This window comes from Microbacterium sp. p3-SID336, from assembly GCF_025143365.1.
Taxonomy (GTDB): domain Bacteria; phylum Actinomycetota; class Actinomycetes; order Actinomycetales; family Microbacteriaceae; genus Microbacterium.
The window spans coordinates 1-17,898 of record NZ_JALXPE010000072.1 but is presented as its reverse complement, the minus strand read 5'-3'; the positions used below and the strand labels follow the sequence as shown (position 1 = coordinate 17,898).

At 67.0% G+C, this 17,898-nt stretch carries 20 protein-coding genes; 17 read left to right on the top strand and 3 right to left on the bottom strand.

Going from position 1 to position 17,898, the window contains the following annotated elements; translation table 11 throughout:
- The 3 genes from M3C17_RS16830 to M3C17_RS16820 form a co-directional block, all read right to left on the bottom strand.
- On the bottom strand, positions 1-399 hold a 399-nt coding region (locus M3C17_RS16830; RefSeq protein WP_259979108.1), incomplete at its 3' end, for a hypothetical protein.
- Positions 400-444: 45 nt separating this feature from the next.
- Complete coding sequence (locus M3C17_RS16825; RefSeq protein WP_074041172.1) at positions 445-903, bottom strand: DUF5709 domain-containing protein; 459 nt, start codon at positions 901-903, stop codon at positions 445-447.
- Positions 900-1,436, bottom strand: coding sequence for a carboxymuconolactone decarboxylase family protein (locus M3C17_RS16820; protein WP_235006254.1), 537 nt, complete (start codon positions 1,434-1,436; stop codon positions 900-902). The genes M3C17_RS16825 and M3C17_RS16820 overlap by 4 nt, the downstream gene beginning before the upstream one ends.
- A 253-nt stretch (positions 1,437-1,689) precedes the next feature.
- Between M3C17_RS16820 and msrA the strand changes: the two genes are divergently transcribed.
- From msrA to M3C17_RS16735, 17 genes are all read left to right on the top strand, one after another.
- Positions 1,690-2,190, top strand: coding sequence for a peptide-methionine (S)-S-oxide reductase MsrA (msrA, locus tag M3C17_RS16815; RefSeq protein ID WP_119217791.1), 501 nt, complete (start codon positions 1,690-1,692; stop codon positions 2,188-2,190).
- A gap of 51 nt (positions 2,191-2,241) precedes the next feature.
- A complete protein-coding gene (locus M3C17_RS16810; RefSeq protein ID WP_186372635.1) occupies positions 2,242-2,610 on the top strand; it encodes a GNAT family N-acetyltransferase in 369 nt (122 codons plus the stop codon).
- Positions 2,611-2,638: 28 nt separating this feature from the next.
- Positions 2,639-3,019: a co-chaperone YbbN gene (locus M3C17_RS16805; protein WP_119217789.1), complete on the top strand. Its 381-nt coding sequence runs from the start codon at positions 2,639-2,641 to the stop codon at positions 3,017-3,019.
- On the top strand, positions 3,019-3,507 hold the full coding sequence (locus tag M3C17_RS16800; RefSeq protein ID WP_074041171.1) for a carboxymuconolactone decarboxylase family protein: 489 nt from the start codon (positions 3,019-3,021) through the stop codon (positions 3,505-3,507). Before M3C17_RS16805 ends, M3C17_RS16800 begins: the two co-directional genes overlap by 1 nt.
- Positions 3,508-3,762: 255 nt before the next feature.
- On the top strand, positions 3,763-4,536 hold the full coding sequence (locus tag M3C17_RS16795; RefSeq protein WP_160126273.1) for an AraC family transcriptional regulator: 774 nt from the start codon (positions 3,763-3,765) through the stop codon (positions 4,534-4,536).
- 583 nt (positions 4,537-5,119) lie between these two features.
- Positions 5,120-5,923 (top strand): hypothetical protein, encoded by an 804-nt coding sequence (locus tag M3C17_RS16790; RefSeq protein WP_074041169.1) that lies wholly within the window; start codon positions 5,120-5,122, stop codon positions 5,921-5,923.
- Positions 5,920-7,095 carry a ParB N-terminal domain-containing protein gene (locus tag M3C17_RS16785; protein ID WP_074041168.1) on the top strand — a complete coding sequence of 392 codons (1,176 nt, stop codon included), beginning with the start codon at positions 5,920-5,922 and terminating at the stop codon, positions 7,093-7,095. Before M3C17_RS16790 ends, M3C17_RS16785 begins: the two co-directional genes overlap by 4 nt.
- Positions 7,096-7,179: 84 nt before the next feature.
- Positions 7,180-7,869 carry a hypothetical protein gene (locus M3C17_RS16780; protein WP_144589458.1) on the top strand — a complete coding sequence of 230 codons (690 nt, stop codon included), beginning with the start codon at positions 7,180-7,182 and terminating at the stop codon, positions 7,867-7,869.
- A gap of 15 nt (positions 7,870-7,884) precedes the next feature.
- Positions 7,885-9,504, top strand: a complete 1,620-nt coding sequence (locus tag M3C17_RS16775; RefSeq protein WP_235006255.1) for a M23 family metallopeptidase — start codon at positions 7,885-7,887, stop codon at positions 9,502-9,504.
- A 6-nt stretch (positions 9,505-9,510) separates the two neighbouring features.
- Positions 9,511-9,816, top strand: coding sequence for a DUF6112 family protein (locus tag M3C17_RS16770; RefSeq protein ID WP_074041166.1), 306 nt, complete (start codon positions 9,511-9,513; stop codon positions 9,814-9,816).
- A gap of 213 nt (positions 9,817-10,029) precedes the next feature.
- On the top strand, positions 10,030-10,302 hold the full coding sequence (locus M3C17_RS16765; RefSeq protein WP_074041176.1) for a DUF6112 family protein: 273 nt from the start codon (positions 10,030-10,032) through the stop codon (positions 10,300-10,302).
- A 43-nt stretch (positions 10,303-10,345) separates the two neighbouring features.
- Positions 10,346-11,815 (top strand): conjugal transfer protein TrbL, encoded by a 1,470-nt coding sequence (locus M3C17_RS16760; protein WP_074041165.1) that lies wholly within the window; start codon positions 10,346-10,348, stop codon positions 11,813-11,815.
- Between the two features lie 3 nt (positions 11,816-11,818).
- Entirely contained in the window at positions 11,819-13,288 is a 1,470-nt protein-coding gene (locus tag M3C17_RS16755) for an SCO6880 family protein (protein WP_074041164.1), read from the top strand.
- 72 nt (positions 13,289-13,360) lie between these two features.
- Positions 13,361-14,851 (top strand): ATP-binding protein, encoded by a 1,491-nt coding sequence (locus M3C17_RS16750; protein ID WP_074041163.1) that lies wholly within the window; start codon positions 13,361-13,363, stop codon positions 14,849-14,851.
- Positions 14,852-14,922: 71 nt separating this feature from the next.
- Positions 14,923-15,399 (top strand): hypothetical protein, encoded by a 477-nt coding sequence (locus M3C17_RS16745; RefSeq protein ID WP_144589340.1) that lies wholly within the window; start codon positions 14,923-14,925, stop codon positions 15,397-15,399.
- Positions 15,396-17,147 (top strand): type IV secretory system conjugative DNA transfer family protein, encoded by a 1,752-nt coding sequence (locus tag M3C17_RS16740; RefSeq protein ID WP_239279591.1) that lies wholly within the window; start codon positions 15,396-15,398, stop codon positions 17,145-17,147. Before M3C17_RS16745 ends, M3C17_RS16740 begins: the two co-directional genes overlap by 4 nt.
- 111 nt (positions 17,148-17,258) lie before the next feature.
- The gene (locus tag M3C17_RS16735) at positions 17,259-17,768 is read left to right on the top strand and encodes a single-stranded DNA-binding protein (RefSeq protein ID WP_074041161.1); all 510 of its coding nucleotides are present in this window, start codon (positions 17,259-17,261) and stop codon (positions 17,766-17,768) included.
- The last annotated feature ends 130 nt before the right edge of the window (positions 17,769-17,898 follow it).

Genomic DNA, 17,898 nt, shown 5'->3' with positions numbered 1-17,898 from the left:
TCGGAAGAAGTCCCCGATGACCCCCTCGTCGAAAGCGTGGACGTAGGGGCTCGTGCTCGGGTAAACGACGATGCTGCCTGGAGTCATCACGGTCTGGTCATCCCCACGGCGCAGCATCGACCGGTTGCCGCGCTGGAAGACCACGAACAATGACTCGTCGTTGTCCGCTGTGATCATCCGCTGGGGGCGCATAGCGAGGGCAGCCAGCGAGGGCACCGTCTGGACGGACAGGGCTCTCAGCTGCCCAATGTCTTGGTAAGACACGCTCACGCGAGCCTCGCGGCCTTGCGGGTCGAGAGTCAGGTCTGTCTGGACGAGGTTCTCGCAGAGCATCGTCCGGATCGTCTCCACGCGGTCACGTGGATCAATGCTGCGCGAGTCCCATGTCTGCTGCATCATTACAGCCTCCGCCGGTCTTCCGGGCTTCCCCGGTCTGATTCCAGACTATTGCCGGTCATAGTCGCCCTCGTCGATGACGACATGGATAGCCGCCTCCTCGGCGGAGGCGGCACCATTGTCGATGCCGATGTCGGATGCCCAGAAGTCGGAGGACGGGTCAGGGTTGCCGGGTTCGGTCCAGATCAGCCGCCCAGCGCGTACCGATCCGACCTGGTCGTCAAGGATCTCGCCGTCCGTGCCGATGATGTCGCCGATCCCGTCGCCCATCGGCTCTTCAGGTTCGTACTCCGGCACCTCACGCGCCAAGCGAGCCGCCAGCGGTTCTCGGGTGCGTGCTTCGCGCGCCGTGAATCCCCACGACAGTTCGGATGACCGCCGCTCCGGCGGAGAGTATCCCGGGCCGTCGTCGTCGGAGTCTTCGCCGAGAAGATCCGAGTCGAGGCTCTCATCCGGCGGAAGCAGATCGAACTCGATCTCCTGCCCGCTGACCGATCCGTCAGTCATGATGGGTTCCCTTTCTTTCCCCCGACGCCTGGGCTCTCAGTCTCACGAGCAGGCTCTTCGTCACCGGGCAATACGACTGGCACCGCGCCCTGCGCGAGCTTCAGCCTCGTCCACACGTTCATGTTGATGACGACGGCTGCGATCTCGGCGATCTCACGCTCATCGAAAAACACCGTCAGCCCTTGATGCATCTCATCGAAGTGCTCGTGCTCGTAACGTGTCAGCGCTTCGCAGTACGCGAGTGCGAGTGCTTCGGAACCGGAGAACATCGTGCTCTGCCGCCAGCTCGCCAGGTGCGCGACCATCGCCGCGCCGATGCCGACTTCCACGGCGATACGCGTGTGCAGGATCAGGCAGTAGGAGCACGGATTGATCTGCGCAACCCGCAATCGGAGAAGGGCGGCTAGGCGATCACCGATCGACAGCTTCGCGGTGTACCCGAACCCCGTGGCCATCTGCTTCGCAAGCTCATGGAAGTCAGAGAGATCCGGATCAAAGCGCACATTCTCGAAATCGATCTGCTCTGATATCACGATCTCTCCTCACCGTAGGGCACGGTTCGCTGGCTTGCCGGAGTTCCGGCGCCTCCTCTGACGGTAGGTCCGCTTCTCTGCCCCGTGTGGCCTGCTCCTGCAGAGAGCTGTCTTCTCCCTGCAACCGCCGGTCCCGCTTCCGAACGCCGCAGGTCGCGGACATTACGCTGCACAGCCAGGCCACCTGGACAGCACTCCGCTCCGTATCGTGACCCGAAGGGGCGTGTTGCCCGCCGCGAAGAGAGAGAAGACGATGCCGACCTCGAGAGTGATCCTCGCCAGCGGCTGCTTCTGGGGAGCCCAGGAACTCTTCCGCTCGCTCCCGGGCGTGGTGAGCACCCGTGTCGGATACTCCGGCGACGACGACACGCCCAACGCGACCTACCGTAATCACGGGGATCACGCCGAAGCGCTCGAAGTGATCTATGACCCCTCGATCATCCGATTCCAGATACTGCTGGAGTTCTTCTTTCAGATTCACGACCCCACGACTCGGAACCGCCAGGGAAACGACATCGGGCGCAGTTACCGATCAGCGATCTTCACGACGACCGAGGGACAGATGAAAGTCGCCTTCCACGTGATCGAAGCGATCAACGCTTCGGGCCGCTGGCCAGGAGAAGTCGTGACCGAGGTCGGCGAAGCCGGCCCTTTCTGGGAGGCCGAACCCGAGCACCAGGACTACCTGCAGAAGCACCCCAATGGGTACTCGTGCCATTTCATCCGGCCCGACTGGGTACTACCGGGCCGCTGACCGAGATCTCGCGATAGGAGAGACATGAAACATCCCGACGGAATGATCGGCTTGACCGCGACCGACGCCGACACCGACCTCCCGGCTGTCTCCTCGGACGCAGCGGAAGACTTCGTCATCACGGAGAACGTCGAGTCAGAGCTGTACGAAGCGACCGTGGACGGCAAGCTCGCTGCAGGCCTGCTCTACAGCAGAACCGGCGACCGGGTGCTCCTCCTCGCAACCTCGGTGTTCCCGGAGTTCCGTGGAAAGGGAGTCGCTGCGCGGCTCCTCGGGGGCGTCCTGGACAGTCTCCGCAAGGACAACATGACCGCGACGGTCTCATGTCCCTTCGCCGCCGCGTACATCCGCGCTCATCCGGAGTATGCCGACATCGTCGACGCGCGATTCCCCGGCAACCCCCACGGACACCACCACTGAGCATCATGAGTACAAGAGGAGAACTCGCATGGCAACCGTCGAACTGACCGAAGACAACTTCGAGGTCACGATCAATCAGAACGACATCGTCCTCGTCGACTTCTGGGCGGACTGGTGCGCACCATGCCACCAGTTTGCGCCGGTCTTCGAGAAGTCATCGTTAGACAATCCGGACGTCGTCCACGCGAAGCTCGACACGGAGTCGGAGCAGCGCATCACCGCGGCCGCCCAGATCACCGCGATTCCGACTCTGCTCGCCTTCCGTGAGGGGTTACTCGTCTTCAGCCAGGCGGGGGCCCTACCGCCCACTGCCTTGGCTGAAGTCGTAGAGAACGTCAGAGGACTCGATATGGACGAGGTCAGAAAGGGCCTCGACTCCGATGGTGACTCGTCCAAGGACGATCGCTGATGTCCACCTTGCATGAACCGCGCCCATACATGGACAAGGCCGTCCCTGAAGCATGGGAAGCCGCTTCTACGTTCGCGACCGCTGTGTCTGAGGCCGCGTCGCAACGTGGGCTCACTCCCGCGGAGAGCGAGTTGGTCAAGGTTCGGGCGTCACAGCTGAACGGATGCGTCTTCTGCCTTGATCTGCATTCACGGCAGGCGAGGCGCGCAGGAGTCAATCAGCAAGTACTCGACGTCTTGCCCGCCTGGCGCGAGTCGACTCTGTTCAGCGATCGAGAGCGAGCCTTGCTCGCGATCGCTGAAGCAGCCACCCGACTCCCGCTCGACGCCGCCGTGAATGCCGAGCTCGCGCAGGCCCGAAACACCCTCGCCGAGGAGGAGTTCGCGGCCGCGGAGTGGGTCGCCGCAGCCATCAATATGTTCAATCGGGTCTCCATCCTCAGCGAACACCGCGTGCGGCCACGCGACTCGGAGGGCAAGCTGAGCTGACAGCGTGCCATGCGCAGCGTGGCCGCTACGCCAGAGGACGCGTTCGAGGCCGCACATGACTTGCCACCCGCTGCGCCCCTCAGGTTCACGCGCCCCTACGCAGCGGTTCGGGCACCAGGCGATATCGCGGCCATAGAGATGGTGCGCACGGTTCCATCAAGCCGTACCGTATTTCGGCACGCGAAGATACTCAACGTCGTCGAAGGCTCTTGCGCCCTCGAGACTGCTGAGAGCGTGCACGTCCTGCGTCCTGGCATGTCTCTTGCCCTCGGCACCGGCAAATGGTGCCGCGTGCGCCCATCACCGTCCGTACGCATCTGGGCCATCTACGCCGACGAACGGTTCTGGCGCACCCAGATGGCATGGTTCCTTCCCGACGCAGAGCGAGTGGTCGCAGGAATGCACCCCCTCGAGTGGGACGGCCGCGCGATCGTCCTTGCACCGGGTATCGCTGCCCTGCGGCAGGTCGAGCCGCTATGGCGACAGATGAGCATCCTGCGTAGCGGGACCCATTCGCCCGAAGTCGTCGCGACTCACACTCTCGAGCTTCTCGCACGATGGATGAGGCTGATACTGCCAACTTTCCTTGATGAAGCATCGGACACCCCCACAACACCGTGGACGCCCATCAATGGACGACTGACCGACACCGGATCTATCGGCTACATCGGTCGAGCAATCCAGTTGCTTCGCGGGCGGATCGCAGAGCCGTGGACCGTTGGAGCACTCTCACGAGAACTCTCACTTTCACGAACCCACCTGACCCGCATGTTCGTACAGCACGCCGGCGCCGCCCCAATGCGCCTACTCACTGAACTCCGGCTCACCGAGTTCGCGCGGCTCATCGAAGAAACAGACATCTCCGTGATGCGTGCCGCGAGCGAAGTCGGGTGGAGCGACCCGCGCGTCGCATCCCACTGGTTCCACCGTCGCTACGGCATCACGCCGACACAATACCGACGCACACCACACACGGTTCCTGATCATCGACAAGGCAAGGCTGTCGCTGTCAATGACTCAGCTCTGTGAGGCGATGGCATCGTCCCAACGAACTTGCCCATCAGGTTCGCAGAGAATGCGACGGTCACCTCGGCTTCCCTTACCGCTACTCGCCGCATGAACCGTGACTCTCGACGAATGACCCAAGTTCGTCACGTGCATCTCGACGGATACGCCGCAGGTCAGTAGACCGGACCAGACATGTCGGGTTCGCTGTGGAGCCTGATGGTCGGCACTCCGTCTGCTATCCGTCCTCGCTCCGTTAATCCTCCCGACGCAGCTCATGGCCGCAAGGCGTTCCGCGTCTTGCGGGAGTCCCTGGGAAGGAGTAGCGCATGGCTATAGAGGGGATACGAGGCGAAGCTCGCGAGGCCTGCAACAGGTTCGCGAAGGTCATGACCAACTTATGCCCCCGGCGGTCGGCCGATGCTGCGGGCCGCGAGTTCGCTGCGGCATGTCCACTGGCAGAGGTGGTGTTGGTCGAGCGTGAGCGAAGAGCAACGCTCATGCCAGACGCGCCGCCCGAGTGCACAGGATCGGTTCCTGACCGCGCCGAGGGTTTGGGGTCGCGTTCACACACCTATTGGTCACCTCGTCCTAAGGAGTTGACCTCATGAGAGAACCTTCATCTGAACCACTTCCGGACTTCACCACCGGCGAAGGGCTCCGTGTCCTGCTGGAGCAGCTCACCGCCGAGCATCTCTGGCGCACACACCCCGCCGCCCGCGCGTTGATGCAGTATGCGCAGGAGAAGTACCTTCCGCTCGCACGGTCCTGGCACCGCGACCCCGCCGATGCCGCGTACGAGGCGTTCATGGCGATGCGGACGCCGGCGATCCGCCGTGCCGCGGACCCGTGGGCGGCGATCACCCGCGCTGTGGAGCTCGGCATCGCGGCCGAGGTGCACGCCGAACGTCTGCTCACCTCGACGGACAAGGCCCGCAGGCCCGATCAGCGTCCCGACGAGTACCCGATGCGGGCCGGCCACTACGAGACATTCTTCTACCATGTGCTCGCCGCCGCGAGCCCGCCGGCCTCACCGACCGTCGCCGTGGAACGGGTAGTGCGGTCCGCGTCGGTGTTCCTGGTGAGCACAGGCTGGCATCCCCGCACCATCGAGACCGCGGTGGAATATATCTGCCACCGGCTGACGACTCTGGCGAGCACCCAATCCGGGATCGACGTGCTCCGCAAAGACGACGCGATGCGGCAACGGCTCGGGTTCTCCGCTCGCGATTGGAGCGGGCTGTTGCGTTTGCTGCTCGGGCCGCGGTCGAAGAAGGAAGCCACCGGTGCCGATCCGGCACGTCTGGGGATCTTTGCGCGGCTGCTGCTCGGTGACCGTACCGAGGATCTTCTTGCTGATCATCAGCTTGCCGCTGTTTCCCGCAAGTTCACGAGAGGGGCGGCCGCATGAACGCGAGGGTGCCCGCAGATGGGCAGCCGGTGGCGCAGTTCCCGATCGACGACATCGTCCTGGGTCGCTCCTTCCGGCGTGAGCTGGGTGATCTGAGCGATCTGACCGCGTCGATCCAAACCCTCGGGCTGCTGTGCCCGATCGTGATCACCTCCGACGGGGTCCTCATCTCCGGCAGGCGCCGCCTGGAAGCGATGCGGCAGCTCGGGCATGCGACCGTCCCGGTGTGGATCGCATCTGAGGTGTCCGACAAGCTGCGCACGCTGCTGGCGATCCAGGACGACAATCTGCTCCACAAGCATTTCACCACGACGGAGAAGGCGGCCCTGTACGCGGAGTACAAGACGCTCCTGGCCGAGGAGAACGCCCGCCGTCAGGCCGCGACTCGGTTCGGCGCCGCCGCCCTCCCGGGCTCGGACGACGGCGAGGCCGACGACAGCGACCCGGAGGAGAAGGAAGTGATGATCGTCGCGACCTATCAGGGTAGCGACAGCGGCCGTTGGGATTCACAACCACCGGCGAAGCGGAAGTCCCGCGTGCAGGCCGCGACCGCGGTGACCGGCCGGGACTCCTCCCAACAGCTCGAGCAGGTCCTCGCGCTGGAACGGCTGGCAACCAACGAGGACGAAGACGAACGAGTCCGGCGGGCAGCCGCCGAAGCGGTCGTGGAGATCAACGGCGACGCGAAGGTCCACGGCCGCTACCACGAGGTCATCGCCCTGCGCGGGGTGTGCTGGCTGGAGAAGACCGCGGTGAACGAGTCCGCGACTGCCGCCGTCCGGGAAGCCGCCGACGACGAGCTCCGCGCGGTGCGGCAGATCGACCGACCGGTGGAACGATCCCGGGCGGTCGCCGCTGCCATCGCCCGTGTCCGCAAGCTCGCCCTCACGCCAACTTCCACTGCGGCAACCGAGGAGGACGGCGAATCGGGTGCGGAGGATGAGGGGATGTCCGCGGACGGGGTCCGGGGCCGCTACCACGCCCGCCGGCTGGTCGACATCCTCGCGAAAGCGGAGGGGTGGTGGGAGATCAACGACGCCACGCTCGTCGGCCAGTACGCCACCGACGAGCAGTGGGAGGCGATCACCAGCCACCGTAAACAGGCGACCGCGTTCCTCGACACCGCCGCCGATGCACGCCGCACCACCACCAGGACGGGCCTGGTGCCGTGAGATGACCGGCCGGGTGGGGTCAGACGCCCGCACCTACATGGCACACACCGTTGACGGATCTGCTGTGAAAGGACGCCCCCTGCCATGTCGACCGATTTCGCCGATGCGGCCCCGCGCAAGCGGGGCCGCGCCCTGTTGATCGCCGGTATCTCCGGAACGATCATCCTTCTCGTCCTGGTCGGCCTGGGCGTGTACGGACTGATCGCCCGCCCGCACGAGAACACGCCTGCCCCGGCCCCGACCGCCTCCGAACAGCGGCCACCGGCTTCGACGCCCTCCGGACCATCTGACCTGATGCCGCTGCCGCGCACGAACGACCCGATCCGGTACGCACGCGCCGTCGCCGTATCCCTCTTCACGTGGGACACGGCATCCGGGCTCGGGCCCGCCGACTACGGGCAGGTCGTGCTCTCCGACGCCGATCCCACCGGAACCGAGACCCCCGGTCTTGCCTCCGACATCGCCGGCTACTTCCCGGCGTCCGACGCCTGGCGGCAGCTCACCGGGCACGCCACTACCCAGCACCTCACCATCGAGACTGCGGTCGTGCCCGACGCCTGGGCCGACGCGGTCGCGCAGGACCGGTCGGGCACGATCGTGGACGGGATGATCGCGGTCACCATCGACGCCACCCGGTATCGCACCGGCACAGTCTCCGGGCAGGAAGCAACCAGTGAACACCCGGTGTCGTTCACCGTGTTCCTCGCATGTGAGCCCGCGTTCGACGACTGTCACACGTTGCGGCTGTCCGAGCTCGACAACCCGCTGCGCTGACCCCCGGGGGCTGTCGTGCTGAAGAAGATCCTCGTCGTGCTGGCGATCCTCGCCCTGTGCGTAGGACCGGCGACCGCGCTCGTCGGCGTCGGGGTGCTGATGAACCCCGCCGCGAACGCGAGCTGCGGCCCCGGGTCGTCGCTGACCGTGGGGCCGATCCCGGACGAGCTGGAAGTGACCACGCGGGACGGTGAGACGTTCACGCTGAACAAGAAGCAACTCACGCACGCCGCGACCATCATCACCGTCGGCGGGCAGACCGACGGCGTCGATGTCCGCGGGGTCACGATCGCGCTCATGGCCGCTCTCACCGAGTCGGTGCTACGGCAACTGTCGAACACCGGCGTTTACCCCGAATCCGGGGACTACCCGAACGACGGCAACGGCAGCGACAACGATTCCCTCGGGTTGTTCCAGATGCGACCGCAGGCCGGGTGGGGCACCGTCGCCGAGCTGATGGACACCACCTACCAGGCCCGCGCGTTCTACGGCGGTCCGTCGGGGCCGAACTTCCCCTCCCCACGGGGGATGCTCGACATCCCCGGCTGGCAGAGCATGGACATGGGCGAGGTCGCCCAGGCGGTCGAGGTCAGCGCGTTCCCGGAGCGATATCAGAACTACCAGCCCGTCGCCGAAGCGATCCTCGCCGCCCTCACCGTGCCGGCACCCTCCGGCACCGGCGGGGGCACCGGGTCGGTACCGGAAACCAGCCGCATCCTGTTCCCGCTGCCCGAGGGGACGTGGACGAAGACCAGCGACTGGGGGTATCGGTCCGACCCGTTCACCGGCGAGACCACCTACCACGCAGGCACCGACTATGCCGCCGCCGACGGCACCCCGATCTACGCGGCCGCTGACGGGCGGGTCGTGTGGTCGGAGTTCAACGGCGGCTACGGCGGCCTCATCATCATCGAGCACACCGTGCAAGGCGAAGCCGTCCGCTCCGTGTACGCGCATATGTGGGAACACGGCATCCACGTCCGAGAAGGACAGACCGTCACCGCCGGCACTCACATCGGCGATGTCGGCTCCTCCGGCCGCTCCACCGGCGCGCACCTGCACTTCGAGATCCGGCCTGGCTCCACCGGCACCGAATCGATCGACGCCGACCAGTGGCTTATCGACCACGGCGCCGCCGAACCGGACGGCACCAGCACCCCCGGCCCCGGCTGCGCACCCGCCGGCACTACTACGCCAGCGGCAGAGTTCACCGGCGACGGCACCGAGATGGTCGATGACCCGACCGGCACCAGCGGGCAGATCACCGCCCGCACCGCGCACATGGTCGTCCAGACCCGCAACGCGTTCGCCGACACCGGGTGGGCGTGCTACTCACCACGACCAGGGACACGGTCGGATCATCCTCTCGGGCGGGCGTGCGATGTCACCGTCGGCAATCAGATCGGCCACTACCCAACCAGCGAGCAGGTCGCCTACGGGTGGCAGGTCACCGAATGGCTTCAAGCCAACGCCGAGCCCCTCGGGATCTCCTACCTCATCTGGCAAGGCACGATCTGGTCGCCCGCGCAGGCGGACGAGGGGTGGCGGCACTATACCGGCGGCGGCATGCACGACCCCGGCGACGTCACCGGCGGCCACTTCGACCACATCCACATCTCCGTGAAAGACGGGTGAGCATTCATGCCGCATCCCCACGTCCCGACGAAGCCCGTGCTGTCCGGGAGTGTGTTCCCCGATTTCGGAGCCGTCGGCGGATCGAACGAGCTCGAGAGCATCATCGGTGCGCTGCTGACCGTCGTGTTGATCCTCGCCGTCCTCATGCTCATCGTGTGCGCGATCATGTGGGCGATCGGCTCCGCGAACGGCCACCACCAGGTCGCCACGAAAGCCCGCATCGGCGTGTGGACGGCGCTCGGTGCTGCCGCCCTTGCCGGGGCCGGGGTCGCATGGATGAACTGGCTCATCACGATCGGCGGGCAGCTCTAACCCGGGTCGGGAGGCGAGAGCTCAGGGGCGGGGCGGTGGAGGAGACGAGGCTCCACCGCCCCGCTTTCTGCCGTGCGGGGTCCGGTGTGCGCACCTGTGCGATACCCGGCCGGCGCCTGGCCGGGTATCCGCCTGGTTCATGAAGGAGCACCCGTGTCCGCCGTTCTCGATCTCACCACCACCGTCTTGCCCCACGTGGCCGCTCTGGCCCCGATGGAGGTCGACATCGACCCCAACAGTTCGGGGCTGCCCGGCATCGCGCAGCTGCGCACCATCGTCGGCGCCGTGATGACGATCGGCCTGATCCTCAGCGTCCTGGCGTTGATCATCTCGGCGATCATCTGGGGTTTCGGCGCGAACAGCAGCAACCCGCATCTGGCCGGGCGGGGAAAGATCGGCGTCCTCGTCTCCTGCGGTGCCGCGATCATCTGCGGCGCGTCGGTGACGCTCATCAACTTCTTCTGGAACGTCGGCCAGGCGGTCTGAACGGCCTCCTCCACCACCGCCCCGCCCCGGAAGGAGGCCCGTCATGGCACTGTGCGACGTCCCGGTCATCTCGAACGTGTGCGATGCCGTCGGAGAAGGGGCCGCGACGCTCGTCGCGGCCCCGTTCGACTGGCTCGCCCAAGCAATGGGACAAGCTGCCGCCTGGTTGTTCGAGGGCGTCTGGTACGTCTTCGACACCACCACCCTCGTCGACGTCCAGTCCCCGGAATATGTCGGCGTCTACAACATCCTCTTCGGCGTCGCCGTGCTGATCATGCTCGTCTTCTTCTGCCTGCAGCTGATCACCGGCCTCATCCGTCGCGACCCGACCGCCCTCTCTCGGGCGGCGCTCGGACTGGGCAAGAGCGTGCTCGGGTCGTTCCTCATCATCACGCTCACCGCGACGCTGCTGGAGATCACCGACCAGTTGACCATCGGCATCATCCAAGCCACCGGGAACTCGATGGAAGCGATGGGCGACAAGATCGCCCTGCTCGCCGCGGGGCTCACTGCGATCAACCTCACCGCCCCCGGTGTCGGGGCGATCATCACCATCTTCTTCGCCGGGCTCGCGATCACCGCAGCGGCGATCGTGTGGTTCTCGCTCCTGATCCGCAAAGCACTGCTGCTCGTCGCGATCGTGCTCGGTCCGATCGCGATCAGCGGCGCGAGCTGGGATGTCACCCGCGGCTGGTTCGGGAAATGGGTGTCGTTCGTGATCGCCTTGATCCTGTCCAAGCTCGTCCTCGTCGTGGTGTTCCTCGTCGCGATCACCCAGGTGTCCCAGCCGATCGACTTCGATCTGGCATCCATCGCCGACCCCATCGCTGGGATAGTGCTCATGTTCGTCGCCGCGTTCGCGCCCTACATGGTCTATAAGTTCATCTCGTTCATCGGGTTCGACATGTATCACGCGATGAGTGCGGAGCAAGAGGCCAAGCAGTCGATGAACCGGCCCGTGCCATCCCCGTCTAAGCCCGCCGGCGACGGCCCGCAGAAAGTCCTCGACGGGAAAGGCCAAGGCGACGGGCCACCGCCCGGCAACAGTGGTGGGGGCGGTGGTACGCCGCCCCCGGACGGCGGGAGCGGGGCGACGGCTGCCGGTACCGGCGGAGCCGGAGGCGGTGCTGCGGCTGGTGGCGGCGCCGCTGGCGGTGCGGCTGGTGGTGCAGCGGGTGGCGGCGGGGCTGCTGCAGGTGGCGGTACTGCTGCAGGAGGTGCGGCCGCGGCCGGACCCGCCGCGGTCGCAGTCATCGCGGCGGCGGCCGTCAAGGAAGCCGCCACGGCCGGCCCGAAGCTCGGCGGCGCGATCGGCGGTGCCGCAGAGACCCAGGCAGCTGCCGCTGGCCAGGACAGCGCCCCGCCCCCTTCCGGGAACGCGGCACCGCCCTCGGATCCATCGGCGCCGCAGGCACCGCCATCGAGCCCGCCGCCCGCATCGTCTGGTCCGTCGTCGACGCCGCCACCGAAGGACCCGCCGCCGCCGAATAGGGCGCCCGAGGGGAAGGACTGACCCGTGACGAAACACCAGAGCACGAAAGACGACTACCCGCTCACACCGGTGAAGTTCTCCCGCCTCACCAGGCGGGGACTGATCCTGGGCCTGTCGCTGTCCCAGGTGATCGCGCTCGCGATCGCCGGGCTGGCGTTCATCGGGTCGCTGTACGCCGGCGGCGGGATGATCCTCGCCTACACGGCTCCGATCTGGGTGACCTGCCTGGCGATCACCTGGGTCCCGATCGCGGGCCGGAAGGCGGTCGAGTGGCTGCCGGTCGGGGCGCATTGGCTGTGGCGGGTCAGCGTGACGCAGACGATCTACCGGATGCGGGTCGTCAAGCCGCGTCCAGCCGGCACCCTCGCCCTCCCAGGCGATATGGCATCGCTGCGTCAATACGAAGACCCCGTCACCGGGGCGGTCATGGTGCACCATCCTCACGCGGCGACACTGACCGCGCTGCTCGAGGTCACCCACCCTGCGTTCGTGCTGCTGGACCCGGGCGAGCAGGAACGCCGGGTCTCCGGGTGGGGTCGTGTGCTGGCGACCTGCTGCCGCTCCGGACGCATCGCCCGTCTCCAGATCCTCGAACGCACGCTCCCGGATTCCGGGACGGGTCTTGCGCAGTGGTGGGCGGAGCACGGCAACCCGGGGGACGAGTCATGGACGTCGCGCACCTACGCGGAGCTGATCAATCGCGCAGGCCCGGCCGGTGAACGGCACGCGACGACGATCTCCCTCGCTCTGGATATGAAGACCGCCGCCCGCCCGATCCGCACCGCCGGCGGCGGGATGAAGGGCGCCGCGGCGGTGCTGCGGCAGGAGATGAGCACTCTCACCGCGGCGTTGCATTCCGCGGACCTGAAGGCTACGGATTGGCTCACCCCGGGGCAGCTCGCGGTGATCCTGCGCTCCGCCTACGATCCTGCGATCGCGGCGACGCTGGAGCGCTCCGGGAACCTCGGACAGGACCTCGCCACCGCAGGTCCCGTGGCCGTGGAGGAGACGTGGGAGGGGCTGCGCTCGGACAGCGCGCACCATGCGGTGCTGTGGGTGAGCGAGTGGCCGCGGTCACTGGTGTATCCGGGGTTCCTGTCCCCGGTGCTCCTGGCATCCGGGGTGCGGCGGTCGTTCTCACTGCTGTGCACTCCGATCCGGTCCGATCAGGCCGCCCGCGACATCCGCAAGAAGAAGGTCGAATACATCTCGGACGCCGCGCAACGCCAGAAGATCGGGCAGGTCGAGGACGCCCAGCAGACCGCCGAGTACCAGGACGTGCTGCAGCAGGAAGCCGACCTCACCAGCGGGCACGGCATCCTCCGATACACCGGGCTGATCGCCGTCAGCGCCCCGAATCCGGACGAGCTGGAGGCGGCGGTGTCGAAGATCGAGCAGGCCGCCATCCAAGCGTCCTGCGAAACGCGGCGGCTGGTCGGTCAGCAAGCCCAAGCGTTCACCGCGGCTGCGCTGCCCCTGGCGCGCACCGTCTGACTCCTGGGGCGCCGGTCCCGTACCTCCTTCCTGCGTCCGCCCGCCCGGGCGGGCGCAGGAAGGAGTCGTGCTGTGAGCACCCCGAAACGTCGCGTGTACTCGACGGTGCTGATCGGGCCGGAGTCCGAGCACCGCAAGCAGCGCCGAGCCCGGCGCAAGGCCGCCGCCGCAGTCCACGCGAAGGACATCACTGCCCGCAAAGTCGAAGCCCGTGCGCGACGCGATGCTGAACAGGCCGAGCGCCGCGCCACGACCTATCTGCCTGCCTCGGGCGAGCCCGGGCACGCGGCGTTGCGCACCCATCGGGGGCTGCGTTTGCCCTCCCATCAGGACACCAGCGCCGCTCTCGCTGGGGCGTACCCGTTCCTCGCTGAAGGTGGCCTCGGGCCCGAAGGCGTTTTCGTCGGACAGGACATGTACTCCGGCGGGTCGTTCGTGTACGACCCGTGGGAGCTGTACAAGCGCGGTGTCATCACCGCGCCGAACATCGTTCTGGCCGGCATCGTCGGCTCGGGGAAGTCGTCGCTGGCGAAGTCGCTGTACACGCGGTCGATTCCGTTCGGGCGTCGCGTCTACGTCCCCGGAGACCCGAAAGGTGAGCACACGCCAGTCGCCCAAGCTGTCGGAGGCAAGGCGATCGTCCTCGGTCATGGTCTGAGGAACCGGCTGAACCCGCTCGACGAAGGTCACCGCCCGTCAGGTGTGACGGACATCGAATGGACTACGCAGGTCGCCTCCCGCCGCCGGGAACTCATCGGGGCGCTGGCCGAGACCGTCCTCGAGCGGTCGCTGTCACCGCTTGAGCACACGTCGATCGATGTCGCCCTCTCCGCGGTCGTCGCCAGCAACGACGTCCCGATCCTCCCGATGGTCGTCGACCGCATCCTCACCCCGGACCGTGCTGGTGACGTCGACCAGCGGCTCGCCGAAGACGGACGGCTCGTCGGTCACGCACTGAGGCGCCTGGTCGCCGGAGATCTGCAGGGGCTGTTCGATGGTCCCTCTACGGTCGTGTTCGACCCGTCCCTGCCGATGATTTCGCTGGATCTGTCCCGGGTGGCGGAGAACTCCACCCTCATCTCGGTACTGATGACGTGCTCGTCGGCGTGGATGGAATCGGCCCTTCTGGACCCCGAAGGCGGGCAGCGGTGGGTGATTTACGACGAAGCGTGGCGTCTCATGTCGCATCCCGCTCTGCTCAAGCGGATGGACGCGCAGTGGAGGTTGGCGAGGCATTACGGAATCGCGAACATGTTGATCTTCCACAAGCTGACCGACCTCGACAACGTCGGCGACAGCGGGTCCGCAATGCGCGCCCTCGCCTCGTCGCTGCTGGCAAACGCGGAGACGCGGATCATCTACCGGCAGGAAGCCGACCAGCTCGGCACCACCGCGACCACGCTCGGCCTCACCGGCACCGAACAGTCCCTTCTCCCGGGCCTGGGCACGGGGCAGGGACTGTGGCGGATCAAGGAACGATCCTTCGTCGTGCAACACCAGCTGCACCCGGACGAGCTGTCGACGTTCGATACGACCACGCGGATGATCGGGCGGCAAAAATGAGCGAACATGCACCCTCACGCCGATCCCGACGCAACCGTGCGACGACGGGCGACGCCGAGGGGGATCTCGTGGTGCCGATCGTACTCCCACACCTCGTCGTCCGGGTAGACGCGAACGATCAGATCAGCGTCACCCTCGACGGCGCACGCGTCACCGGGGAGCCGATCGGCAGGCACGCCCTCGGTGGGCTGATCGAAGAGGTCCTGCGCCGCAGGAAAGCACCGCTTCGGGTGGAGATCATCGAACACGACGGCACCACCTACACCGACGTCCTCACCCCGCCCGCACCGATAGCCGCACCCGCCGCCGCACCGGAGACCGAAGCATCAGCGCGTAGGGGCGAGATGCCGGTGCTGTATGAGGCGACCGGAGACGGATACGTGCCTGGAGAGGACGTCGCCCTCGCTGTCGTCATCCGGCATTCCTCTGCCGACGGGCACGGGCATGTGCGGCACCTGATCGAGGAACGCGAGCTCGCAACGGGCGGCGAGGTGCTGCTGTTCGGCCGCATCTCCGGCACCGCTCACGTCGTCGGGGACCTGGGATGAACCCGCATCAGCCCTCCCAGGTGCTCGCGAACCTGGGCCTTGCGGCCCTGGCGGGATTCGCCGTCCTGGCCGGGCTACTCCGCGCCGCCGGAAGTGCCGCCGCATTCCTCACCGGCCTTCCGCAACCCGCTGGCGGGCCCTCCACGGGGCTCGGCGTGCTGCTCACCCCGGCGGCCCCGGGAGAGGCGATCGGCGCGCCGGGCCTGAGCCCGGTCGTGTACTGGCTGGTCCTCGCCATCGCACTCGCGATCCTCGGGGTCATCGCGTGGTGGGCGTGGCGGGTCATCGCGCGCGGGAAGGAGACCCGTGCGCAGGACCCGCGCCTGCTCCAAGGCATCGCCACTGCACGCGATGTCGCCAAGGCCGCAGGGACGAAAGCCCTCACGAAACGGGCAGGCACGTTCCGGCCCTCGCTGGAGGACCCGGCCCCTGAGGACGTCGGATACCTCCTCGGTCGGTCGAAAGGGCAGGAGGTGTGGGCGACCGTGGAGGACTCCATCTTGCTGATCGGGCCGCCCCGGTCGGGCAAAGGGTTGCACGTCGTGATCAACGCGATCCTCGACGCCCCCGGCGCCGTCATCACGACCTCCACCCGGCCCGACAACCTCACCGCGACGCTGAAGGCCCGACAGCGTGTAGGGCCGGTCGCGGTGTTCGATCCGCAGCATCTCGCTGAAGGACTCCCCACGGGTATGAAGTGGTCCCCAGTCCGCGGATGCGAGGACCCCCTGACAGCGATGATCCGCGCCACCGGGCTCGCCACGGCCACGAACTTCGGCTCCGTGTCCGGCGGTGACTTCTGGCAGGGAAAGACCGCTGCCGCGATCCAAGGGCTCCTCCACGCCGCTGCGCTGGACGGGCGAGACGCCGCCACCTTGTACCAGTGGGCGCTGAACCCAGCCGCCGCCGCGGACGCGGTGCGCGTCCTGCAGTCCAACCCGCACGCAGCGCAAGGCTGGGCGGACTCTCTGGATGCGATGCTGCAATCAGACCCCAAGACGCGCGATTCGATCTGGCAAGGCGTCTCCCTCGCGTTCAGCGCGTTCGCCGACCCGCGAGTGCTGGCGGCGGTGACACCGGGGCCGCGAGACCGGTTCGACCCGGAGACGTTCATCCGGGACCGCGGCACCCTCTACCTGCTCGCCACCGGTGCGGGGGCCGGGGCGTCCTCGGCGCTGGTGGCCGCGTTCATCGAAGACCTCGTGGAGACTGCCCGGAAGATCGCCGCCACCTCACCAGGCACCCGGCTGGACCCGCCGATGCTCCTCGCCCTCGACGAGATCGGCAACCTCGCCCCGCTGCCGTCACTGCCGACGCTGATGGCCGAAGGCGGTGGCACGGGGATCACCACCCTGCCGGTGCTGCAGTCCCTCGCCCAGGCGCGGGAGAAGTGGGGGGAGAACAACGCCAACGCGCTGTGGGACGCATCGATCGTGAAAGTCATCCTCGGCGGCGCATCGAACTCGCGGGACTTGCAGGACCTGTCGGCGCTGATCGGGGAAAGGGACGAGATCACCGATTCCGTCACCATCGGGGAGCAAGGACACCGCTCCGCGCAACGCTCGATCCGCCGGGTGGCGATCATGCCTCCGGACGTGATCCGCACGCTGCCGTTCGGGATCGGGGTCGTGATGCTCCGAACCGCCCGCCCCATCATCACGGACCTGCGCGCCTGGCCTGCCCGCAAGGACGCCACGCAGCTGAAGACGGATCGGAAGGAGATCGAGGCGCTCCTGCACACGTCCTGAAGCCGGTTCTGTCCGTCGTCTGGGGTCTGACCCGCGCACCTGTCTGGTGCCTCCCACTCAACCGCGGGGGCACCAGACAGCTCATTGTTATCAGGAAGGACCTCAGCTCTCATGGCTATCAAGACGTCGCAGGCGATCAACGGCTTCATCTCCGCCGATCCCCGCCTCACCTTCTCCGAATCCGGGCAGGCACGCTTCTACGCCCGCGTCGGCATCAACCACTACGAGCCCCAGCAGGACGGATCCTTCCGCAAGCTCGACCCGACCTACCACGACCTGATCCAGTTCGGGAAGTCCGCCGAGATGTCCGCGGACAGGTACGTCAAGGGCGACGACATCGTCGCACAGGGTTACACCCGCGAGTACACGCGCGACGTCAACGGCGAAGAGCGAACCGACGAGCAGTTCGTCGCCAAGCGCATCGCCCCCGACCCAAACATCACCGACTTCACGATCGACCGCCGCCCTGCTGCCGAACGCCAGGCCGAGCGCGAAGCCGACCGCGACGTCACACGCGAGGCCGAGCGTGAGGAGCCCGACCGAGCAGCCCAACTCGGCTCGCCCACCCCCACGACCACGCGGGAGGCCGAAGCGCCCGCGATGGAAGCCGTCGCTCGATAACCCCCACCGGAGGACAGTGACGTGGCCGATAACGACCCGACCCAGAATCCCGAACTGGGCGACCCGGACGTGGACTTCGAGCCCGAGTCCGACGAACCAGACATCGAGGAACTCGACGAAGACGAGGGCG